The sequence below is a fragment of the Flavivirga rizhaonensis genome (genome assembly GCF_004791695.1).
In the GTDB taxonomy this organism is placed as follows: Bacteria; Bacteroidota; Bacteroidia; order Flavobacteriales; family Flavobacteriaceae; genus Flavivirga; species Flavivirga rizhaonensis.
Genome location: NZ_SRSO01000017.1, coordinates 44957 through 69992 on the forward strand (window position 1 = coordinate 44957; position 25036 = coordinate 69992).

Below are 25036 nucleotides of genomic sequence, written 5' to 3' on the forward strand. Positions count from 1 at the left end.
TCGTCTTGATTTAAAACACCTTTTCTAAAAAATATTCAATACTTTTTTGATTAGCTCGAATTAATTCAGCTCTAGCATTTTCAATATCTCGTGGTTTTTTATCTTGAGATAGCTTGAACTTACCTTCCCAATCAGTAATAGTGATTTCAAACATTTTAATATAATCCAAGTAGCCTTTCATGCTGCGATTATCGGGTTCTAAAATAAACTTATGTTCTGGAGCTTCTAAAAAAGCGGTCATGTCAATTAATGACTTTTTTAAAGCTTCCTTATTTTCAATAGCCTTAACAGTAGCTTTTAAATGAACGATGATATAATTCCAAGTAGGTAATTGCTTGGTGGTGTAAATATTTGGTGAGATGTAACATTGCGGGCCAGAAAATATAATAGTAACATCGCGATCCTCTTTTAAGAATTCTGCTTGCGGGTTAAATTTATCAATGTGCCCAATAAGTTTACCCGCATCGTTATAAATTAAAGGTAAGTGGGTGATTAATGGCTGATTATCTTTTACAGAAATTAGTGTAGCTAAAGGATAGGTTTTAATCACTTCAATCATGTGATTAATGTCATTGTCCTGATGATACTTTAGAGGATATTTCAAATCAATCTTTGAGTTTTAATTTATAAAATTACAATATTTATTTTTCTTGTCGATTTAATTTAAAAGAACAGAAAGAAATTACTTACTTTTGGATTATTAAATTATCTTGTGCAAAATTTAAACGTAATAAACTAATTACAACTAACCAATGCAAGAAAAACTAGCATCGTTTTCAATAAAAAACTGGTCGCAAGACGATCAACCACGCGAAAAATTATTTTACAAAGGAAGAGAAGTATTAAGTGATGCAGAATTAGTGGCTATATTAATAGGTTCTGGTAATAAAGATGAAAGTGCTGTTGCCTTATGTAAACGAATCTTGGCAAGTGTGGATAATAATTTAAGCGAACTAGGTAAATTATCAATTATGCAACTTATGGAATTTAAAGGTATTGGGGAGGCTAAAGCTATTTCTATTGCAGCAGCTTTAGAGTTAGGAAGGCGGCGGCGGATTGAAGATGCTTTGGAGCGAAGTAAAATAACATCCAGCAGGTCTGCTTTTGAGCTTATGCAACCAAAAATAGGCGAGTTAAAACATGAAGAGTTTTGGATTATTTACTTAAACAATTCTAATAAAGTGATTCAAAAAAATCAATTAAGTAAAGGAGGTATTACGGGGACTTTAGTCGATGTACGTTTGGTATTGAAAAATGCTTTAGAGGTTGGTGCTACAGGGTTGATATTAGCCCATAATCACCCATCGGGAACTTTAAGACCTAGTGAATCTGATAAACAAATCACCAAAAAATTAAAAAAGGCAGCACAAAGTATCGATATTAAGGTGCTAGATCATCTAATTATAACAGAAAAAGCATATTTTAGTTTCTCAGATGAAACGCTTTTATAATGCTTTTAGTTTATACTCATAAAATATCACCCCGTTTAAAATATGTTTTTAAACATATTTGTACCAGAATTCTAGGTGTAGAAGTGGAGTTTACTACCCAAATAGAAGCATTTATCGCGCATGATAGTTTAAAAATGTCTTATACAAAACAACAACTTGGAAATGAGTTTTTTGTTAAAAGTCACGATATATTATTTGAGCAGGGATTGAGTGATCTGGATATAAGCATTCATGATTGGGAAAATACCAAATGTTTCTTTTTTAATGGAGATAAAAGTGCCATCCCTTTCGATATCTTTGCGGCTTCTTTTTATTTATTGTCCCGTTATGAAGAATATTTACCGCATGTAAAAGATGAATTTGGTCGATTTACTGCTGTTGAAAGTTTAGCTTATAAACACGGTTTCCTTAAACAGCCAGTAGTTGATATATGGGCGTATAAATTTAAAGATGCTTTACAGGCACAATTTCCAGAATTTAAGTTTCCAGAAAAAAGCTATACTATTAAGCCCATTATCGATGTTCCCAGTGCCTATAATTTTAGACTGAAAGGAATCATGCGAACTCTTGGTGGTATGGCGAAAGATCTGTTTAGGTTTAGATTTAAGGGGTTGTATTTTAGAATTATGGTTATTCTTGGTTTTATGCATGATCCGTTTGATACTTATAAGTATATAATAAACAGACAAAAACATACTAAGTTTAAGTTTTTATTCTTTTTTTTAATAGGAGACTATTCCACTTATGATAAAGGGATAAACCCTAATAAAAAGAAGTTTGTGTCGCTTATAAAACATGTTGCAGATTACTGTTTTGTCGGTTTAAAAGCTTCCTATTTTGCTATTGAAGACATGTCAATTTTGAAGAAAGAAAAATCACGAATGGAAGCTATTTTAAACACCTCATTAAAAGCTTCAAGACATTCTTTTTCTAGGCTTAATTTACCTAAATCATACCGAAACCTTATAGAGTTAGAAATCAAGGAAGATTATACTATGGGATATATCGATCACATAGGTTTTAGAGCTGGATCGTGTACTCCTTTTTTGTTTTACGATTTAGATTATGAAGTACAAACACCTTTAAAAATTTACTCATACCACCTTATGGATTATGCCTTATTAAAAACACATTCTTTATTGGATAAAAAGAAAGTTTTAAATGAGATTATTAATGAAGTAAAGCAAGTTAATGGTGAGTTTATTTCAATATTTCATAATTATACTTTTAGTGCTGAAAGAAAGTGGCATGGCTTTAAAGATTTATTTAATATTATTTTAGAATCTGCAAATGCAAATGAAGCAAATGAAAATTGAGGGCATTACTGATGTGTTTTTTGATTTAGACCATACACTATGGGATTTTGATAAAAACTCCGCGCTAGCATTTAAAAAGATATTAAAACTAAACAATATAGATGTTGACATAAACAACTTTTTGCATCATTATGTTTCTATAAATTTAAAGTATTGGAAATTATACAGAGAAGAGAAAATAGAAAAGAAGGCTTTACGTTTTGGTAGGTTAAATGATGCTTTTTCTGCGATTGGTTATCAAGTTAAAGAAGCTGTTATCTATAAGTTAGCGGACGATTATATTAGGTATTTAACAACATTCAATCATTTATTTGAAAATACTTTTGAAATTCTAGATTATTTAAACCTTAATTATAATTTACACATTATTACTAATGGTTTCGATGAAATACAGTATAAAAAACTAACCTTATCTAACATTGATAAATACTTTAAAACAGTTACAAATTCTGAAATGGTTGGTGTTAAAAAACCAAACCCTAAAATTTTTAATTTCGCTTTAGAGTCTGCTAAGTCAAATAGTAGTCAAAGTGTTATGATTGGTGATAATTATGAAGCGGACATTCTTGGTGCCAAAAATATTGGTATGGAAGTTGTTTTCTTTGATATTCATAACGAAATTGTCAATGGTAATATTAAGAGAATTGATAATTTAATTCAATTAAAGAAGTTCCTATGATGCACTAATTTTTTTATTTTCGCGTTCTGTTCTTATAATTTAATCTCTTATGCAAAAACGAAAAATTATGCACTCGTTTTTAGTCATTGCTTTATTTTTAAGCCTTTTTTCTTGTACTAAGGAAATTGATTTTGAACAAGCCGATGATTTTGAAATTTCCCCAGTAATAGAATCCAGTCTCGTATTTTTTGATGAGTCAGCTAGTTCTTTTTTAGCAAATGGTACAGAAATAATTTCTATAAAGGATTCTATAGGGATAGAGGTTTTTAATAATGACTTTGTTATTGATAATCTTATTAAGGCAGATTTTGTTTTTGAAGCTACAAATTCAATTAATAAGGCATTTCAAATACAAGTTGATTTTATTAATGATGTAGACCAACAAGTACATTCGTTCACACTTCAAGCTTTAGCATCGACAAATGGTAGTGATCTTTTATCAAATCATGTAGAAGTATTTGAAGGTGATGAGTTGGAAGCTTTAAAAAACACTTCAAAACTAATATTCACCCTTAGCTTGTTACCTGGAGGCACTATTAATCCAACAACACCAGGTAGAATAAAGTTAAAATCCAAAGCCATTTTTTATTTGAATATAGGTGATTCAATATGATAAGATTAACCATGTTTTTTATAGTTGCTTCATGCTGTTTTTCATTCTCTCAAAACAAGCAATTGCTTTACGGGTTTTCAGAAATACCCCAATCTCTGTTGCTTAACCCAGGTGGAAAAGTAAAAAATGATTTTTATTTTGGAATTCCTTTATTATCACATATCCATACTAATGTTGGTATTACGGGGAGTACTGTTTATGATCTTTTTGCAAAAGACGGTGTCGATTTTAACACCAAGCTACAGAATGCTGTTTATGGTATGGATTCCAGAGACTTTTTTAGTGTAAACCAACAATTAGAAATTTTTTCTGGAGGGTTTTCTTTTGGAAGTTCATATGAAAAAAATCAATATTTGAGTTTTGGACTATATCAGGAATTAGATTTTATAACTTATTTTCCAAAAGATTTAGCAGTTTTAGCTATAGAAGGTAACCAGAATAATATTAATAGACCTTTTAAAATGAGTGATGTAAGTGTGGCAGCAGAGGTTATTTCAGTCTTTCATGTAGGGTATAATAAAAAAATAAATGAGAAGCTTACTTTTGGAGTTAGAGGAAAAATATATTCAAGTATAGCAAATATAAATTCTACAAAAAATAAAGGTCATTTTACAACTGTAAACGGACAAAATAATTTTTATGACCATATTTTTAATTTAGATTTAGAAGCCAGAACATCTGGATTAGCTAGTTTAACAGACGATGAATCTGATTCCGACTCTGTAGTTAAAGATTTAACAAAACGTGCTTTTTTAGGAGGAAATTTAGGGCTAGGATTCGATATTGGTATTACACGACAATTGAATGAACAATGGAGTATGGACGCCAGTTTATTAGATGTAGGGTTTATTAGTCATACAAAAGATATCGAAAATTATAAGATAAAAGGAAATTATGTGTATGAGGGGGTTAATCCCATTTTTCCTGAAATAGGAAGTGGGCAGACAGCAGAAGACTATTGGAATGAAATTGAAGAGAACTTCGAAGATATATTTGAGGTAGATACTACAACTGCAAAATATACAACATGGCGACCTATAAAGTTTAACGCTTCATTAAATTACATTTTTGGTGAACAAGAATATGAGGACTGTAATTGTACGAGGACTGAAAAAAGTTATCTAAATAGAGCAGGATTACAGTTTTTTGCCATGAGTAGACCCAAACAACCTCAATTGGCATTAACAGCATATTATTATAGACGTTTATTTAACGGTTTACAAATTAAAACTACTTACACAATAGATTCTTATTCTACTTATAATATAGGTCTGGGGGTGTCTGCTAGATTAGGAGGTATGAATTTTTATGTGATGGCAGATAATTTTTTACAATTAAAAAACATATATAATGCACAAAGTGTATCTTTACAGTTAGGGTTTAACTATATATTTAATAAAAATGAGAACTAATTTTTTTTCTATTATCATAGTATGTTTTATGGTAACTACTGTTTTTTCGCAATCTAATTTAAACGATTATAAATATGTGATTGTTCCTAATAAATTTGATTTTCTGAAGCAGAAAAATCAATATCAATTAAATTCTTTGGCAAAATTTTTATTCGAAAAATATGGGTTTGAAGCTTTGATGGAAGGAGATAAATACCCTGAAGATTTAATTAGAAATAGATGTTTAGCTTTAAGATCTGATGCCATTAAAGGATCTGGGATGTTTAGAACTAAACTGACTATAGAACTAAAAGATTGTAACGATCAATTAATTTATTCTTCTACGTTAGGAGAAAGTAGAGAAAAGGATTATGCTAGAGCTTATAATGAAGCTCTAAGAAATTCTTTTAAATCTATTGAGGGTCTTAATTATAAATACAAGCCAAATAAAAATATAACAGGTTTACAGACTCAAATCCCCGAAGCGAATAATGAAGTAACGCAAGAAATTGAGCAGCTTAAACAAGAGATTCAAAACCTTAAAAAGGAAAAAGAAGTAGAAGCTGCAGTCAATGTGCAAAAGGTTGTTGAACCTAACCCAAAAGGAGAAGTAGTACCTGTACCTACGATTATTAAGGGAGAAGCCAATAACAACATGGAAACTGGTGTGAAAGAAGTGCTGTCTAGGGTGTTATATGCTCAAGAAATTGAAAATGGATTTCAATTGGTGGATAGCTCCCCAAAAGTAGTTTACAGAATCAAACAGACAAAACTTGATAATATCTTTTTAGTAGAAAATACTAGTGCTATTATTTATAAAAAGGGGGATAGTTGGGTAATTGAATATTACTCAAATAACATATTAAAACAAGAAGAACTAAATATTAAGTTTTAGTAACCGGTACTAATATCCATATTTATCTTTCCATCGCTGTTTTAAAAACTCTTTGTGAGCATTTTCGCGAGCATTATTGCCAGGTTCGTAAAGCTTTGTGTTTTTAATTTCATCTGGTAAAAACTCCTGATTGGCAAAGTTGAGATCATAATTATGTGCATATTTATAATTATCACCATAACCTAATTCTTTCATCAATTTGGTTGGTGCATTTCTTATTTCCAAGGGCACGGATAAGTTTCCTGTTTCTTTAACCAATTGTTGTGCTTTACCAATAGCTTTATAGGCTGCATTGCTTTTAGGTGAACATGCCAAATATGTAGCACATTGACTTAGTATAATTCTAGATTCTGGATACCCTATAGTAGAAACCGCTTGGAATGCATTGTTTGCTATGACTAGTGCTGTTGGATTAGCATTTCCTATATCTTCACTAGCTAAAATGAGCAGCCTACGGGCTATGAATTTTACATCTTCACCACCTTCCACCATACGAGCTAACCAATATACTGCAGCATTTGGATCGCTACCTCGTATCGATTTTATAAACGCAGAAATAATATCGTAGTGCTGTTCACCAGTTTTATCATAATGAACGGTATTACTTTGAACTCTTTCTAAAACAGATTCATCGGTAATAGTTATTTTATCGGAATCATAAGAATTTACTATGAGCTCAAAAATATTAAGTAGTTTTCTGGCATCACCTCCAGAAAGCCTTATAAGAGCATTCGTTTCTTTTAATTTAATTATTTTTCTAGAGATATATTCATCCTGATCGATCGCACGCCTTAAAAGCATCTCTAAATCAGTTTTATTAAAAGGATTTAAGATATAAACCTGACAACGAGATAAAAGAGCCGAAATAACTTCAAAACTAGGATTTTCTGTTGTAGCTCCAATGAGTGTAATCCAGCCTTTTTCTACTGCTTGTAATAAAGAATCTTGCTGTGATTTACTAAACCTATGAATTTCGTCAATGAACAATATAGGGTTTTTGGTAGTAAATAATCCACCACTTTGTTTCGCTTTATCAATAACATCACGAATATCTTTAACACCAGAATTTATGGCACTAAGTGTATAAAAAGGTCTGCCAGATTCTGTGGCAATAATATTTGCAAGTGTTGTTTTTCCTGTACCTGGAGGTCCCCATAAAATCATTGAAGGAATTAAACCTTGTTTTATATGCTGCGTTAAACTCCCCTGTTTACCAACCAGGTGATTTTGACTTACATAGTCATTTAAAGTCTTTGGTCTTAAACGTTCAGCTAACGGTTCATTCATAATGTAAAATTAAAGTATTTTTTTAAGATTTTTATGTGTCATAGAATTTACTTTACCACATAGGTTTGGTTATTTAATCTTTTATACAGAATCAATTTTAGCATAGTAAGGAATATAAAACAAACGATATAAAAGAACAGAATATACAAATGGTTTAAGTCACCAATGCATTACTAATCTGACATTTTAGCACGAAAGTAAAACTTGGTTAACTATTTGTTATCTTTATTATACGTGAAATAATCATGGTTAATGATTTCAATAGACAGAATATTTTAGTTATGCGAATGACATCCGATTAAATAAAAAATATGCCCAAATGAAAAACCGAGACCACTTTAAATTCTCTACAGGAGTTATTTTATACCCCATCCTTTTTGTATTAGCTATTTGGTTCGTGTTTTGGTTTGAGGTACGTTTTGGTTTTAATTTTAGTAAATATGGTGTGTATCCTCAAAACTTAAAGGGTTTAAGAGGCGTTATTTTTAGCCCTTTTATTCATGGAGATATAGAACATATTTATCATAATACAATTCCATTATTTGTACTTTCCATGGCTTTGTTCTACTTCTATAAACCCATTGCTTGGAAAGTTATACTATTCGGAATTTTATTTTCAGGATTTTTCACTTGGTGTATTGGAAGGCCATCTTATCATATCGGAGCTAGTGGACTCATTTATGTTTTAGTAAGCTTTACCTTTTTTAAAGGGGTTTTTGCAAAGCATTACAGACTTATAGCCTTATCTCTTCTGATTATCTTTCTTTATGGTAGTATGTTATGGTATGCAGCTCCTGTAAAAGAAGGTATATCGTGGGAAGGGCATTTGTCTGGTTTGGTTACAGGTTTATTATTTGCACTTTTCTTTAGAAGAAATATTGCAAAACCAAGAAAATATGTTTGGGAACAAGAAAACTATAATGAAGAAGATGATCCTTTTTTACAGCATTTTGATGAAGATGGGAATTTTATTGAGCGTATTGAAAAAGAGGAGGAGCCTCCTATTATAAATTATACTTATAAAGAAAATAACGATAATTAGAGACGTTGTCTTACTACTTCATATAAAAAAGCACCACATGCCACGGAAACATTTAAAGATTCAATCTCGCCTAATAAAGGTAGTTTCGCTTTTGCATCAACTACTTTTAGTATAGATGGGTTTATACCTCTGCCTTCAGAGCCCATAATAATGGCGCAAGGGGCTTTAAAAGAAACATCATATAGCGTGTTATTTGTTTTCTCTGTAGCAGCAATAACATTGATGCCAGAAGCTTGCATGTAAAAAACAGCATCTTTAATATGGTCAACTTTACAAATAGGTACTTTAAAAACAGCTCCGGCACTTGTTTTAATAGTATCACCATTTACAGGAGCACCACCTTTTTTTTGAATAATAATACCATCTACACCCGTGCATTCTGCGGTTCGTATAATAGCACCAAAATTACGAACATCGCTTAATTGGTCTAATAGTAAAAATAAAGGGGTTTTACCAGATTCTATGACATTTAAGACTAACGTTTCAATATCATGAAATTCAATTGGAGAAATTTGAGCAACAGCACCTTGATGATTTTTCCTAGTGAGTCTGTTAAGTTTTTCAACAGGAACATAAGAAGAGTTTATAGAGTTCTTTCTTAAGACGGTTTCTAATTCGCTAAAAAGTTCACCTTTAAGACCTTTTTGAAGAAATACTTTATCAATTGTTTCACCAGCATTTATGGCTTCAATAATGGCTCTAATCCCAAAAATTTGTGTTTGTTCCTCCATGGGGTAAAGGTATAAAAAAACCACCTCAATAGAGATGGTTTTTTTATTGTTTAAAGGAATTAGTTTTTAATAATTTTTTTATTTACATAGCCGTAATTGGTGTAAATTTTCATCACATATAAGCCTTTAGTAAGATTGTTTAAATAAATTTTATTTGAATTAACTCCTTTAGTTACAAACTGTCCTAGCGTGTTATATATTTCAACTTTATTGATTAAAGTAGTTGTCTCTATGTTTACTACATTTTCAATTGGATTTGGAAATACTTTTAAATCTACAAGCTGAAACTCTTTATTATTTAAGACTTCACAATTACCTAAATCATTTCCATTTTCTATAGTGCCTTTTGGTGTTAGGTCTCTTCCTTTGAATGCCTTATAGTCAGTGGAATATCTTAATACTCTAAAAACACTTCCCAGAGCTGTAGGTAATTGGCCTTGTGTCTGAATTACTTGAGTACCTCCAGATGAGGTATCTGGATTTGTATATTCCCAAACGATATTGTTACTAGGGTCTATTTCGAAAAAACGACCAAAAAAACCAACACAAATTAATGTGTTACCATTTGGTAGTCGTTGTCCACTAGACAGAATAGGAGAGTAGAAATCTTCTTTTACAGGTTTGGTGTAACTCCATTCGGCTACAGAAGGACCATAACCATTTATAGGGTCATATATATACGATCCTGGCGAAGATTCTAAGGGATCAATAATATCTAATGAAGAAAAGTATTCGTCTCCTGTATTACCTCGTTTAGCTCCATTGTTAAATATAAGTATTTTTCCAGCATCTGTTAACCCTTCAGCAATCCAATGCGGATAATGTTGTCCAAATAGCTGTTTATTAGTAGTGTCTCCATGATTGTACGCTTCTGGATTACCCCAACGGTATAAAAAGTCACCACCTTTGCCATAAGTTCCACCAGAATGTTGTGATGCCTCTAAGGTACTTGTTGAATGGTCTATAATATATATTTCATTCATGAATCTGGAACTTAACATAATTTGATCTAAACTAGCATTATATTGAATTGAATTTACATGAAGCCAATTAGCTTCTCCAGGATTCCCTCCACTTAAGTAATTAATATTCAATAATTGAGGGTTATCAGCAATTACTCCGAAATTAGATTTGGTATTATCGATATCCTGGATTAAATGGTCCTTAATATTCCATTCCCATACAATATTGGCTTGATTGGCTCCAACAGGTTCTAACTCAAGTATTTGTTCATTATATAGTTTGCCTTCTGTTAACTTAGCTGAGTCTCTTCCAGCTTGAATAGCCTCAGCTTCAGTCATTGTTGTAGCTGCCAGCATAAGGATATTACCATTAGGTAATGGAAATACATCATGGTGTTGGGTTGCAGTACTTGAAGAATAAGTATATTCCCAAAGTAAGTTATCATCCCAATCAAACAATTCGATTTTACCTCCAACTCCTCCAAAGGTAATATTTGTATTGTTTATTTTTGCTGTTCTTAATAAGTTACCATTTTCCAATAAATATACAGCCACACCTGGCTTATTTGTACTACTCCATTGGTTTACAATTTCCCCACAATTGTTAATTAAATAAGTTTCCCCAGAATGGTTGGCTGTGAATAAGGTATAACCATTATAAGATCCTATTTCATTTATAATAGTACCAACAGTATTTTGGCCAAATAGACTAAAATTGAAAATAATTAGAAAATAAACGTATAAATATTTCACCCTATAACGCTTTTAAGAAATAAAAAACCACTTATAAAGAAGTGGTTTTTTATTTTATTTAAATTTTAAAGTAAATTAATTATTATATAATAATTAATTTTTTATCCTTGAAAAACAATAGTTCCTGTGTCTGAATCCGTAACTATATAGCTTGATCCTGATATTGTTAAAGTATATTTAAATAAAGAAGCATTAGGGTTACTTTGTTGAAAACCACCAGTTTCAGTATCCCACGTGCCAGTTAAATCAATTGTTTCTAAAGCGACACCAGGTTTAGCAAATGTTAAAATTGCAGGGATATTTATTGGTTCAGCTGGAGGAACAGCGCCAGTTGAAGACCAGAAAGTTGGTGTTAACGAATAGTCACCGTCAGGTAAATCACCAGGTGATAATCTAATCTCTTCGGGGCAAGAACTATAGCTAGCTGCTACAACATCGTCAGCAGCATCATAAATTTCTATATCAAAATCATAATCACAAAGGTGATGTTCATCGCCATCTGAATCTGTGTAAATAGCATCCCAATCCATTTTAAAAATAAAATCATTAGAAACAGAATTTTCAATATTAAACGAAACAGTTGGTGTACCAATGACTTCATAACTATCTGATATACCTGGAGCACTTATTTGTAAGTCAACAGATTCAGAACCTTCTACAAAAATATCATCATTAATAGTAATATCCATAGTAGCTGATTTTGCATAAGCAGGAACAACAGCAGAGCTAGCAGAAAAATCATTTTCAGAAGCAGAACCTCCTATTTGTGTAGCAATAAAAGAAGTTGTCGTTTTAATTGGTTTGTCAAAGTTAATAGTAACTGTAAAAGTAGGAGAACCACTTTCACTTATACTCGTAACTGATGAAGTCGCAGAAACTGATGGTTTTGCACTTTCATCTATAACAGGCGATAAATCATTTTCATCACATCCTAAAAAGCAAGTAGATATGACTAATAAACTTAATATATATATTATATTTTTCATTTTATTTTTTTTAAATTATTGTCTAGTATATGTAGATGTCCAAGATGGAGCCCAGTTACCTGTGAAGGATTGTACATGGTCCATGGTAAGAACACCATTAACTGCATCCCAAGTTCCACCTGTAATATTACCAATACCTAAACCGCCATAATCTAAATTACCAGTTGGCAAAATTTCACCACAAAGTTCAGTTATAGTTGCTGCATTGTTTAATCCTGGATTACCGGTACACCCATAACCTAAAAAGCCACCATCGCCTACAGTTACAAACCAATCACCACCTCGAGCTTCTATAGTAGTTAAAAAAGGTACAAAGTCACTACAACCATCATTAGTAACTAAATAAGTACCTGATAAATCCGCAAAACATTGATAAACAAATGTTAGAATAGTATTTTTGCTATTAGAAATGGTATTTCCATTGCCACTAGTTGTAGTTATTGAAACTTCTAATTGAACTTGAAGAGGAGCTATAATCCCTTGTGTAATAACAGTTATTGGTATTGCTCCAATATAATTTTGATCTTTATTAATAGTAACTGTTTTTGAATCTAATCTGTAATGAACACCTTCAATAGCAGTAGATGTAGCGCTAGCAACAGGTTCAACAGTTACTGTAAGATCTTCATTTACTGCATCTATACTTGGACCTTGAAGCTCCACATTTATTGGAAACTCATATTCACTGTCATCTGCAACTGCACTCAAATTTTGAGCTAATGTTGAAAAACTAACGAAATTAGAACCGTCGTTAAATGTATCCGCTAGATTATCATCATCTAAGATACATGAAGTTATTGATAACCCCATTACTATTAGTAATGTAATAGACTTTATTATATTTTTCATATCTATAATATTTTTAAATTAGTTTTTATTACTGCATCCAGAATGTATGTCTGTCAAAAGCAGCATTATCCCCCTGCTCAGGAACATTAGCTGAATTTGTAGCTAATTCTGATGTAGGATACAATAAGTTAGATGGAAATACGGGAGAAAAAGCACCTGTAGGAATAGGGATCCCTGAAGGAAAACCTGTTCTAACTCTATCCATCCATACCTCAAATCCAGAAATAAATCCACCAGCAATCCATTTTTGAGTTATAATAGCCTCAATTTCGTTTCCAGCAGCAGCAGCTAAATCCCAGTTGATTTTATTACTAAATGCAGCAGACTCATAAACGTCAGCACCTGTTGCTCCTAGCTCACTAAAAGAAGCAGCTATACCTGCTCTATACAAAGCAGCTGGATCACCAGAAATTAAGCCTCTAAAAGCTGCCTCTGCTTGCAAAAATAAAGATTCAGAACCTAACATAACTTGAAGGTCTTGTGTACTGCTAACTAAAAGACCAGGGCCTAAAGCTGATGTTGCATCAGCTCTTAAAGCATTGGTGTAAACATTTTGTGGAATGCCACGAATTTCTCCATCTGAAGCAGCAGGTACAAAAAGCTGTGTAAGTCTTGGGTCATTATTGTCTCTTAGAAATTCAACAAAAAATTCATTACCCCGCGCAGCTTGATTATTGTTTGTAGGAGTTCCTCCAGGAGTTAAACCAAATATAGTGTAAAATGGATTTTGTTGATTAGCTTGATTTGCATAACCAGGGTTAACAGATACTGTGGTATCTACAAATCCAATACCATTACTTGTTAACTCACTATATTGAGATGATAAATCTACAGCAGTATTAACTTGGCGTAATAACATTCTTAATTTGAGTGTGTTAGCAAATTTTTTCCATTCTTCCATGTCACCACCTAGCATAGCATCAGTAGAAGCAGCCAAAGTTCCAGCAGGCGCATTGTCAATCATACTTATAGCTGTATTTAATTCTTCATAAATAGCATCATATACAGCTTTATCATCATCGTAAGCAGGTTGTGTGTTATTTCCTCTGCCAAAGGCTTCACTATAAGGAATATCTCCATAAGTATCTACCAACATAGCAATATGAAATGCTTTCATTATTTTAGCAATGGCTTTGTAATTATCATAACCATCCGCTTCAAAAGTTTCTATGAAGTTATAGGTAAAAAGTGCTAAAGTATAAGTGTTTTCCCATATTCTTGAATATGTACTATTAAGAATTAAATATTGTTGTTCTGGTTGATACCAAACACGATCCCCAGCATCAGCCAAAACTCCAGCATGTATACTTCCTATTCTATTAAAAGAGTCTCCAGAAGCATTCAACTTATCTGCATCATAAAGCATATCAGCCGAATTCTTTTGAGCTGCAGGCAATACTAAATCAGGTGTTGAAGAAGAAGGACTTGTAGAACTTCCATTAACATCTAAATAATTATCGCTACACGAAAATGACAGTGTCAATAACGTTAGCAGAACTATATTTTTTATATTTTTCATTTTCAAATTTTTAAAATTTCACATTTACTTTAAACCCATAAGTACCACTTGGTGGAGCCTGAGCAGAAGTTCCAATACCAGTTGTTCCGTTTGTCACAGTTGTATTGTTATTAGCACCAATACCAGTATTTTGACCAAAACCTGAGTTAAGTGAAAATTCTGGATCTGTATAGATATTTTCTGCTGCTCTCCACATGATTAAGTTGTTAGCAACAATTCCAAAAGTAATGGTTTCAAAAGGTGTTTTTTCTAAGGTTTTTCTTGGTAATGTATAGTCTAAAGCAATTTCTCTCAACTTAATAGCAGAGGCATCCACTACATAATTTTCTTTAATCTCGTTGTAAGAAGTTTGCCAGAAGTTTCTTGTACCATCTGATGTAGGTCTGTCAGTGTTTTCAACAAATACTCCAGAACCAGGTGCAGTTTCATAAACAGAGTTAGGAAAAATAAATGGCTGTCTGTTTGTAGATACACTGTTTTTTGTTAATCCAGCAAACTCTAAAGCTTCAACTACTGTGCTATAAAAAACATGGCCTGTTTTATAATCAGCAACTGCTCTTAAAGACAAACCTTTATAACTTAATCTAGTAGTAATACCAGCAATAACGTTAGGAACGGTATTTCCTAAATTTTCAAATTCACTAGTTGGAGATGGATTACCATCAGCACCAACAACTATCCTACCTTGTGGGTCTCTCACATAAGCAGGTGCAAATAAAGAAGGATATTGATCGCCTACTACAGCAAATATTCCAGCAGTGTCTGATATTGCGGTGCCGATTTGAATTCTGTCCGCACCATCACTTAATGAAATTACTTCTGAATCATTGGTTGCAAAAGTCAAACCTAAATCCCACTGGAAGTTTTCAGTTTGAAGAGGAATTAAATTTAAATCAATTTCAATTCCTTTATTTTGAATTTCACCTACATTGGTTAAAAATGAACTAGCTCCAGAAGCTCTTGAAGCTGCTGCATTACTAATTTGGTCTTCTGAATTAGCAACATAGTAGTTAGCATCAAGTGTTATTCTTTTTCTTAAAAACTCGGCTCTAAAACCTGCTTCAATAGAAGTTGTAAACTCAGGACTTAAATTTGGATCTACTGCAATAGTAGTAGGTCTTAAACCTGGGTTGGTAAATGGAAAGCCTACTGGAACAATAAGGTTTTCGTTTGTAGATTGAATACCTGCATCTTTACCTACTTTAGCATAACTAACATTAAATTTTAAGAAATCTAAAACATCTCCTTTTAAACCTTGAATAGCATCTGTTGCTATAAATGATAAACCACCACTATAGTATTGATACGTATTATTTTGAACTGGAAGTGTAGAAGATGTATCTTGTCTCCATGATCCAGTTAAAAATAAATAATCTTTAAACCCTAAAGTTACATCACCTAAATAAGAGTATAATCGCTTTTGGAATGTACTTTGTGGAGAAGCAAAATTAGTTGTATTAAATGCTAGATTTCCTTGTCTTACATTTACATTGAAAATTTCATTAGTAAATAAGTTATTACCAATAATATTCATTTGATTATTTCTACGAGATTCTAAGTGTGTTCCTATAATAACTCTTAAATTAAAATCATCTGATAATTGTTTATCTATGTTAAATAAAAGGTCAGAGTTTAATCTGAAGTCACTACTAGTACCATCAGCTACAGCATTTACTTCGTCTGAAGGTCTTGGATAAGGAGTGTTAGGAATATAAGTGAATGCTTCTTGCGTATTTTTAGTTTCTCTATTAGACCATGTACCTCCTAAAGAGTAAGTTGCAGAAAGCCAATCATTAAAAGTATATTTAAAATTTGCAACTGCTTGCAAACGATTTCTTCTGTTAGTGTCTCTATTTTGTTCTATTACTTGATATGGATTTTTAAAGAATGCATTAAAATAAGTGTCTGGAGTAGCAAATTGATCTGTTCTCCAGTTTTTATATTTTTGTAAATCTATGTGGGCAGGTGTATTTAATAAAATTCGGTAAAAACTACCATCATTTGGACTAGGCCCAGCTTGATCAACTTTATCCTGAAAGAAGGATACTATTGTTCCAGTTTCAAATTTACCATATTTTTTAGTTGCATTAAATCTAAAATTGTCTCTAAAATATTTATCACCTGGTGTAATACCAGTTTTGTCAACTCTTTGTGCTGAAAAGAAATATGTAGAGGTATCATCTCCACCACTTATAGAAATAGAGTTTTGAGTTCCAATACCAGTCTCAAAGAAGTTTTCTCTACCATTCTTTACAGGAGCATATTTGCCTGTTTGGAAAGTTCCATCAAGCAATACAGGGCCAATTTGACGAATTGTACCATCATACCTAGGACCCCAACTCTCATTTTCATCTGGAGTATAATTAAAATTATTACTAGAACCACTACCAAATTCACTTTGTGTTTCAGGGAAGAACTTTAATACTTCAAAAGTAACGGCAGAATTTATAGAAACAGTGATTTTTCCATTATTCTTTCCTTTTTTTGTTGTGATAATTAAAGCTCCATTAGCTCCTGCAGAACCATACAAGGTTGCAGAAGATGCACCTTTAAGAGTATTAACCGATTCTATATCATTAGGGTTTAAGTCTGATAGTGCGCTACTAGATTGAGGTACACCATCAATTACGATTAAAGCATCGTTATTTCCGTTAATGGAGGTAGAAGCTCTTAACCTAACAGTAGAGTTAGGTCTAACACCATTATCACTAAAGTTAATATTTAAACCAGATACTTTACCAACCAATGCTGACGTGGCATCTACAGGTGCCGCTTGTATCAGTGTCTCTTGTTCTATTACAGCAGTTGCATAAGCTAACTCTTTAGGCTTACGTTTAATACCTAATGCCGTTACTACAACTTCTTCTAGAGCGGTAGCATCTTCCTGTAATGTAACATTAACTGTATTGGATGCACCAACAGAAACTTCTTGAGTCGTATACCCAACAAAACTAAATACAAGGGTAGCCCTCTCACTAGCTCTAATTGAATATTTTCCGTCGAAATCTGAAGATGTACCAGAACTAGTACCTTTTACTAAGACAGTAGCTCCAGGTAAAGGTAAGCCAGAATCATCTGAAACTGTACCTGAAATTGTCTTTTCTTGCGCAAACGTAAGCTGCACGACAAACGCTAGTAATAGCGTTAGAATTCCACTAAACTTTGTTTTCATTTTATAATTATTTGAATTAGTCAATGCCAAAAATCATAATAAAAAGTTAATAAAACAATAAATAATGGTTAAAATTTGCCTTTTAACGGGAAATTTTAAGAAAAAAATAAAAAAACATAAGCTTATTTCCTTCTTTTTAAAAGCAAAAGAGACTGCCTTTCTAATTCAAATAAATTGTTCTTACTAATGAATTTAGTATGATTTAAAAATAATTTCAGAAGGGATTCAAATAATTTATTTAATTTTTAAAGTACTGTAGAACAAATGGAAGAAGTTATCTGAAAAGTCATTACGATTTAGTTTATCGGTTGAGCCTTTCGACTTCATTTAGTTTCGATGAACTTAACACAGAGTCAGTTTTTCTTTTCAGATAACCTATTTCATATTAATATTTTAAAATTTGTCCCAGAATAATTTTGTTTCTGCTAAATCACCACCAATGGCTGAAGACGCAGCAGTATAATTAGTGGCGTTAATAGTTTGTTCTACTATGGGATATGTATATCTGTTAGGAAAACCCGATACAGCTTCTGTTGGTGTTGCTAAAATAGGGTAGTCCATAGCTCTGATAGAGGTCCAGGCCTCTGGGCCTCTATTAAATAATGAAATCCATCTTTGGATGCCAATAACTTGTCTCCAGGTTTGAGTTCCAATTAATGTTGTATAATCAACAGTTGGTTGAGCTAGGTAAGTAGCCACATCTGTGGCACTCCCTCCCCATTCGTTTATGGAAGCCGTAACTGCATTTGTGTAATGATTGGCAGCCGTATCTCCTGTGTCGTAACCCCTTTCTGCACCTTCTGCTAGCAGAAATTGTATTTCTGAGTATGACATAATAACACCAGGAGCATCTGCTGCTGTAACTTGATCTGATAGTGGAGAATGATTTGAGTAAGCTGAAGGGCTTCCTATTTCTCCTCCTACATATACACCACCAACCGTTTTAAACCATAAAGGCCTTCTTGGATCATTAAGGGTGTTCATCATATCAATTAAAGTAGCACCTCCAACAAAATCATTTCTTCCACTAAGGATAACGTTGGTGTGTACTGGGTGTGTATTTGGAGCTGAAGATAAATAATGCATGTGGGCGTTCTCATTACTACTAGTAATAATTCCACTCGTTATTGCAGATTCTATTGTTGTTTTTGCGAAAGCATCATCGGCATCTGCTAAGAGCATTCCCATTCTTAATTTTAAAGAATTTGCGAATTTTTTCCAGCTCGTCACATCGCCATTAAAAATGTTGTCACCGACAACAAAACTTTTTTGACTGGTGTCTAAATCATTAATTGCTGTTGATAATCTTGCAATTAAATCTTTGTAAATAGTCATACCGTCATCATAAGCTGGTGTTAAAATATCTATATTCAAAGCTTCAGTGTAAGGAATATTTCCAAAAGTTTCAACTAAATGACTAAAAGCATAAGTTTTCATGATCTCAATAATCATTAGTTTGTTGTTTGTATACTGATCTTCTGGACTAAGATATGTAGTTGCAGAAATTATTTTTCCAGCCTCATCTAAATCTTTTAATGCGTCTTTGTATATAGCACTCCAAAGATTTTCCGGAATGGTTCTGGTTACTTGATCGTAATTACTTTCATCTGTATATGTGGTTTCCTGTAAAAACTGAGACCAAAGTTTCGTATTATTTTCATTTACGTTTATTTGGACAATCTGATCTACTAAAGCTTTTTGGGCTCCAGTAAAAAGAGATTCACCTGATACAGAATCAGGATCCTTAGTGTTTTTGTTCAAGTCTTCTAAGTTGCTTGAACATGATACAATTAGAAATGCTATCGCTATAATATATATGTTTTTCATGATATGAATTTTTAGAATTGTAATTTAATATTGAAACCAATATCTCTTGTGGTAGGAAGTGAACCTGTTGTATAGCCTTGTAGATTACCCGCTCCCAATCCAGATTCTGGATCTGCATGAGGAAGGTTTTTATCTATAATCCATAAATTAGAACCAATTAAACTAAATGAAGCACCTGTGATGAACCAATCTTTCATAAGGCTTTTAGGTAGGCTATATGTCAAGGTAACTTCTCTTAGCTTTACATATCCCGCATCATAAGAAAAGGCTTTGTCTGGTAATCCTCTTCTATATCCCCAAGCTCCAAACCTATCGGCTCTAATACGTGTTTGATTCACAGAGCCATCTGGATTTACACCTTGGTTAATAAATCCGCCGCTATCTGCATTGTAATTTCCTACGGTTCCAGTAACTGGATTTCTAACGGGGTTTCCCAAGTCATTAAGGAAAGATGTTTCTTCAGGTAATCCCGTTGCAAGCCCATAATATTGATCTAAAGACCAGATGCTTCCTCCTTTTTGAATATCGATTAAGAAACTAAAAGAAAGATTTTTGTAGATAAAGTTGTTACTGATACCCATTTGCCAATCTGGATTAGAATCACCAATAATATTATCGGATGTTGATGTTTTTAAATACTGTCCGCTTACAGGATCAATTAGTCGTTCGCTAGCTTTAGGGTTGTCTGGATTTAAATATGTATAATCAGAACCATAAATAACACCATAAGGTTTGCCTACTTCAGCATTAATTGTTATACCTCCTTGAAAACTACCTAATTGTAAAGTTTGTAATCCTTCTGGAAGTGATAACACTTTATTTCTGTTTCTGGTCCAATTTACGCTAGCGTTCCAGGTAAAATTATCATTTTTAATAGGGGTTCCGGATAAAGTCATTTCTACACCTTTATTTTCTATTTCACCAGCATTAATTCTTTTAAATAAATAACCCGTGGCTTCAGAAACCCTAACACCTACAATTTGGTCAATAGAATTTGAATGATAATATGCGATATCTAGTCCTAAACGATTTTTTAAAAAATCCAATTCAAGACCTAATTCATAACTGTCCGTTCGTTCAGGTTTTAAGTTTGGATTGTTTTTGGTATTACCAACTGATGTGCTTGCAGATCCAATGGGTGTATTTACATCATAAAAATCTTGTAATTGATTAGGACCAGAGGCTCCATTACCAACTTCGGCATAATTTGCACTTAACTTTCCAAAGGATAGCCAGTTTACATCTACTAGTTTGCTAAATATAAAACTTCCAGAAACTCCAGGATAATAAAAGGTGCTATTATCTTTTGGCAGGGTTGATACATGATCTCTTCTAAGAGTAACATCTAAGAAGAATGTGTCATCATATCCTAAAGAAACACTGCCGTAGATACCATCAGTACCATTTTTCCAGACAGTTTCAACTGGTAAAGCTAATGGGTCTTTACTATTTTTTAAAGCATAAAGTCCAGGTACACTAATCCCTCCTTGCGTAGCTGAAGTTAGTCTGCTAAATTCTCTTCTGTTAATATTAACCCCTAATATTGCTTTTAAATTAAGCGCATCACTTAGGTTTTTATCAATATTAAACATTAAGTCGTAGTTGCTTTCAGTTGCTGTAATATCTCTTCTCAGGTATCCCGAATCTACCGTATTCCTGTTAATACTTCCGTCTGCTCCTGTCCCAATACCAAAACCAGTAGGAACACTTCCTACTTGTCGTCGTTCTTCTTGTAGTTCATTGTAGGTATCGGTGGCAACTCTACCAGTTATGGTTAACCAATCCTTTAAATCGTAAGTCAAAGAAGCATTACCTATAAACCTATTTCTCTCGTCTGTTTGGTAATTTTCATATCTAGTCCAATAAGGGTTGTCCCAATAAATAGGAGTTAAGTTATTATGACTACTAGGGTTCCATGTTATGTTTCTTTTCGTAGCGAAATAAATACCTTTTTGTTGTTGAATGTCAACATTGGTTTGCCACCACTGTCTGAAACCACCAACAAGGTTGTCATTGTATCCTGTAGAATTCCTCCCAAGACCATTAACTTTAATGTAGTTTGCGTATCCTGTTGCATGCAATTTTTTATTAAAATCATGACTTCCGCTCATAGAAAAATTATGCCTTTTAATTGAGCTGTTTGGCATTAATCCTTTTTGATCAAAATTGGTATAATTGATTCTAAAGGAACCATTTTCATTAGCCTGATCTATAGATATAGAGTTTGTAATGGTTACTGGCGTTTCAAAAAATGATATTGGACCATTTTTAGCGTTAACCCATGGAGTTGGCATACCAAAATTGGGATTATCAGGATCTAAAGAGTCCCATTGGTATATTAGTAGATTAGGGTCAAATCTAGCACCATAAGATCCATCTTCCGTGAAAGGAACGGAGATGTCTAGTGTACCGTCTCCATTAACGTCAATATGATTATTTAAGTACAAACACTCGCAGTCACCGTAATAAGGTCCGTAACCTGCTCCATAATCTTGCTGGTATTTAATGAAAGTGCTTTTATCTATAGAACCGAACGTAATCCCAGAGTTTATGGTAACTCCATAGCCTTTAGAGGCTTTACCTTTTTTAGTCGTAATCATAATAACGCCGTTCGCAGCTCTAGAACCATAAAGAGCGGAAGCTGCTGCGCCTTTTAAGACATTAACGGATTCAATATCATCAGGATTTATATCAGAAGCTGCATTGCCATAATCGTAATTACCCCCAGTAGCTTGTTCTTGACCTCTGGTATTAGTACTTCTATTGCTAATAGGGATACCATCAATAACAAATAAAGCTTGATTGTTTCCTGTGAGGGATGTGTTACCCCTAATTAACACGTTAGTCGAACCTCCCAAATTATTTGTTCTGGTAATTTTTATACCAGAAGCTTTGCCAGAAAGTGCATTTGTGAAATTACCACTCTTTACGGCAGTAAGTTCTTCTCCTCTAACTTCTTGAGTAGCGTATCCTAAAGACTTTTTGTCTCTGGAAATACCAAGAGCCGTGATAACTACCTCGTCTAGAGTAGAGGTGTCTTCTTGTAGCAAGACATTTATTGTGTTGGAAGCTCCAACCGTAATTTCTTGAGTCGTGTACCCTAAAAAACTAAAGACAAGAATTTCTCCTTGAGAAGCTTCAATAGAATATTTACCATCAAAATTAGATGAGGTACCAGAATTTGTACCTTTAACTAAAACAGTTGTTCCTGGAAGAGGTAAACCAGAACCGTCTGAAACAATTCCTGATACTGTTTTTTTTTGCGCAAATGTAAATTGCACAGCTAACACTAACAATAATGTTAGCATTACACTAAATTTTGTTTTCATTTTATAATTATTTTGAATTAGTCAATTATAAAAGTCGGGGACAAAACTTACTCCAAAAGGATAATAGGTTACCTGAGAAGGATTTATTAAAATGTGTTAGAAATATTTATTAGAAGTGATGATGCTAAGGCTCTGTAAAATAAAATGTTAACGTTTAAGGGTAGGAGGTTTGAATATTTAATGAGGAACTCATTTAGACTTTTTCAATTTGCTAAAAAATTGCTGTTTTCAGCTCTGTTTTTGTCTTTTTTTCCTTCCATAGCTCTGCTATTGCAACTCAAAAAAGTCTTCAACATAGGCAAAAACTTCTAATTTTCGCTTAAATCCAAAAAGTCTAAAATGAGTTTGAGAATAAGAAATATATGAAGAAAACATAACAAAAGTTAGAAATTTGCTATTAAACTTATATGTATTTTAGAATTGGAGAGTTTAAATTTTTGATTTTCACTTTTACCATTTGCATAATTAAACCTAAATAATCCAGCTTGTGTAAGGATACCAAATCCAAATCCATATCCGAAAAGTTTTTCTTTGGTGTCTATAATTTTATTTTCAAAATAGGCAGCATCTATAATAGAGTGAATGTAAATTGAATTGTTAAGCTGGTACCTGTATTCTGTGTTAATTAAACCGAATAAAGAGGAAAACAGGCTGTTTTCTTCAAATCCCCTAATAGAGTTTATGCCTCCAAATCTTAGTAATTCATTTTCGAAATAAGTATTAGAATTTAAGGAAGCACCGTTCAATCTTAAAAACACACTGTTTTTTCTATTTAAGTTAAAGATTTTAAAGGCATCAATAGAAAAGTGAGATTGTTTTTCTTGGGTGTTGAGTGCTTTTCTTTCTCCAAAATTTGTTTCTAGATATAGCTTAGAATTTATTGAAAATAGTAAATTGTATGGTTGTGGTTTTATGAACTCGTATGCAAATGAGTAATATTGCGTTTTATAATCTGAAATTGCCAGTGAAGTATTTTCTGTTAATAAATTATTTGACTCGGTAGAAAGAAGACCGGTATAAATTTTATGCTTAGAATTTATTTGATAATGTAGTTTTAATGCTTGGTTTATGGTTGTGAAGGATGAATCTTTTTTAAAAATCCGTAATCCTAAATCAATCCCGATAGGTGATTTAAGCAAATAGGGGAGTGTTAAATCAGCTTGAAATGTTTTTTGATCATTTTCATCACTTTTGTATAATAGTTTAAATGATTCGCCAAAGTTTAAATTATTGGTTAAATTTAAATTTAAGTAACCATCAAACTCTAATTGGTTTGTTTCTTCATTAGTTCCAAAACCTAAAAAGCCATCAAAAGAGTTGCTTTTTGCTTTTTCAAGATATAAATACAGAGTTGTAGAGTCTTTAGAAAACAAAACTTCTGGAGACTTTATTTCGTTAGCGAACCTTAAATTGTTTAGTTGATTCGTCTTGTTTTTAATTTTAGTTAAATCGAAAACTTGAGAAGGCTTAATTTTCAAAAAGTGTTTTAGATAGGAACGGGGAAATTTTTCATAACCTTTAATTATGATATTGCTAATAATTCTTTTCTTTGTTTCCGATTTGATAATCAATTCTGCTGATAAATCAGAAGTATCCTTAACTTTAATATTTGATAAGTACAATTTTGAAAAAGGAAATCCTTCATCTGAAATTTTAGAATTAATAAAATTTAGAGTGCTTTCAATTTTGCTAAATTCTAGTTCGAAATAATCATCAAAAATATTTTTTGAAATGGGCTCTAAAAGGGAGCGTTCAATTTCAGTTTCATTATAGTATATATATATGGTGTTAAATTTCTTTTTTAAATGTATTTGAGTTTTGAATGATGAGTCATTTATCTTAGTAATATTTTTTAACTCATTTTCAATATATCCTATTTTAAAAAGTCTTTTTTGAGTAGAATCGATCTCATGCTTAATAGAACTATAATCTTTATGAGTTTTAGTATAGCTTAAAGAATCTATAGTACTAGTTTCATGTTCAGTATTACCATCAATTTTCAGGTGTAAATTTTGGCAAAACAATTCCGAAGAAAAAAGAATATATATAATAAGGAGTAAAAAAGAAACTTTTTTCACTTTATAGCTAGCTGTTTATTGTGTAAATCTAACGGAAAACATAGACTTATAATATAGCGGACGAGATAATTTTTGAATTCTATTAAAAACGTTTTGTGTTTTTTGTGAAAAAATGTCTAATAATAGTTAATTGTTTTAAGGTTAGAATTAGACAAG

18 protein-coding genes are annotated in these 25036 nt (G+C 32.4%); 7 read left to right on the forward strand and 11 right to left on the reverse strand.

Annotated features, from left to right (window positions below):
* Window positions 1-10: 10 nt before the first annotated feature.
* Window positions 11-604 (reverse strand): FMN-binding negative transcriptional regulator, encoded by a 594-nt coding sequence (locus EM932_RS12700; protein ID WP_135877572.1) that lies wholly within the window; start codon window positions 602-604, stop codon window positions 11-13.
* 148 nt (window positions 605-752) lie between these two features.
* Between EM932_RS12700 and radC the strand changes: the two genes are divergently transcribed.
* From radC to EM932_RS12730, 6 genes are all read left to right on the forward strand, one after another.
* Window positions 753-1451 (forward strand): RadC family protein, encoded by a 699-nt coding sequence (gene radC, locus EM932_RS12705; RefSeq protein WP_135877573.1) that lies wholly within the window; start codon window positions 753-755, stop codon window positions 1449-1451.
* A complete protein-coding gene (locus EM932_RS12710) occupies window positions 1451-2767 on the forward strand; it encodes a polysaccharide deacetylase family protein (protein WP_135877574.1) in 1317 nt (438 codons plus the stop codon). The genes radC and EM932_RS12710 overlap by 1 nt, the downstream gene beginning before the upstream one ends.
* The gene (locus EM932_RS12715) at window positions 2748-3446 is read left to right on the forward strand and encodes a YjjG family noncanonical pyrimidine nucleotidase (protein ID WP_317129371.1); all 699 of its coding nucleotides are present in this window, start codon (window positions 2748-2750) and stop codon (window positions 3444-3446) included. Before EM932_RS12710 ends, EM932_RS12715 begins: the two co-directional genes overlap by 20 nt.
* Before the next feature lie 67 nt (window positions 3447-3513).
* Complete coding sequence (locus tag EM932_RS12720; protein WP_211344286.1) at window positions 3514-4059, forward strand: hypothetical protein; 546 nt, start codon at window positions 3514-3516, stop codon at window positions 4057-4059.
* 11 nt (window positions 4060-4070) lie between these two features.
* Entirely contained in the window at window positions 4071-5471 is a 1401-nt protein-coding gene (locus EM932_RS12725; RefSeq protein ID WP_246041060.1) for a DUF5723 family protein, read from the forward strand.
* Window positions 5461-6345: a hypothetical protein gene (locus tag EM932_RS12730; protein WP_135877577.1), complete on the forward strand. Its 885-nt coding sequence runs from the start codon at window positions 5461-5463 to the stop codon at window positions 6343-6345. Before EM932_RS12725 ends, EM932_RS12730 begins: the two co-directional genes overlap by 11 nt.
* Before the next feature lie 9 nt (window positions 6346-6354).
* Here EM932_RS12730 and EM932_RS12735 read toward each other — a convergent pair whose 3' ends face one another.
* The gene (locus EM932_RS12735; protein WP_135877578.1) at window positions 6355-7632 is read right to left on the reverse strand and encodes a replication-associated recombination protein A; all 1278 of its coding nucleotides are present in this window, start codon (window positions 7630-7632) and stop codon (window positions 6355-6357) included.
* Window positions 7633-7951: 319 nt separating this feature from the next.
* Between EM932_RS12735 and EM932_RS12740 the strand changes: the two genes are divergently transcribed.
* Entirely contained in the window at window positions 7952-8674 is a 723-nt protein-coding gene (locus EM932_RS12740; RefSeq protein ID WP_135877579.1) for a rhomboid family intramembrane serine protease, read from the forward strand.
* Here EM932_RS12740 and rlmB read toward each other — a convergent pair.
* The 9 genes from rlmB to EM932_RS12785 form a co-directional block, all read right to left on the reverse strand.
* Window positions 8671-9405 carry a 23S rRNA (guanosine(2251)-2'-O)-methyltransferase RlmB gene (gene rlmB / locus EM932_RS12745; RefSeq protein ID WP_135877580.1) on the reverse strand — a complete coding sequence of 245 codons (735 nt, stop codon included), beginning with the start codon at window positions 9403-9405 and terminating at the stop codon, window positions 8671-8673. The genes EM932_RS12740 and rlmB overlap by 4 nt on opposite strands.
* Before the next feature lie 59 nt (window positions 9406-9464).
* Window positions 9465-11120: an aryl-sulfate sulfotransferase gene (locus tag EM932_RS12750; RefSeq protein WP_135877581.1), complete on the reverse strand. Its 1656-nt coding sequence runs from the start codon at window positions 11118-11120 to the stop codon at window positions 9465-9467.
* 101 nt (window positions 11121-11221) lie between these two features.
* Complete coding sequence (locus tag EM932_RS12755) at window positions 11222-12106, reverse strand: hypothetical protein (protein WP_135877582.1); 885 nt, start codon at window positions 12104-12106, stop codon at window positions 11222-11224.
* A gap of 15 nt (window positions 12107-12121) precedes the next feature.
* Window positions 12122-12955, reverse strand: a complete 834-nt coding sequence (locus EM932_RS12760) for a DUF4843 domain-containing protein (RefSeq protein ID WP_135877583.1) — start codon at window positions 12953-12955, stop codon at window positions 12122-12124.
* Window positions 12956-12983: 28 nt separating this feature from the next.
* Window positions 12984-14474: a SusD/RagB family nutrient-binding outer membrane lipoprotein gene (locus tag EM932_RS12765; RefSeq protein WP_135877584.1), complete on the reverse strand. Its 1491-nt coding sequence runs from the start codon at window positions 14472-14474 to the stop codon at window positions 12984-12986.
* Window positions 14475-14484: 10 nt separating this feature from the next.
* Window positions 14485-17646, reverse strand: a complete 3162-nt coding sequence (locus tag EM932_RS12770; RefSeq protein ID WP_135877585.1) for a SusC/RagA family TonB-linked outer membrane protein — start codon at window positions 17644-17646, stop codon at window positions 14485-14487.
* Between the two features lie 393 nt (window positions 17647-18039).
* Window positions 18040-19473 (reverse strand): SusD/RagB family nutrient-binding outer membrane lipoprotein, encoded by a 1434-nt coding sequence (locus tag EM932_RS12775; RefSeq protein WP_135877586.1) that lies wholly within the window; start codon window positions 19471-19473, stop codon window positions 18040-18042.
* Between the two features lie 11 nt (window positions 19474-19484).
* Window positions 19485-22802, reverse strand: a complete 3318-nt coding sequence (locus EM932_RS12780) for a SusC/RagA family TonB-linked outer membrane protein (protein ID WP_135877587.1) — start codon at window positions 22800-22802, stop codon at window positions 19485-19487.
* A 383-nt stretch (window positions 22803-23185) separates the two neighbouring features.
* A complete protein-coding gene (locus tag EM932_RS12785) occupies window positions 23186-24880 on the reverse strand; it encodes a POTRA domain-containing protein (protein WP_135877588.1) in 1695 nt (564 codons plus the stop codon).
* Window positions 24881-25036: the final 156 nt, after the last annotated feature.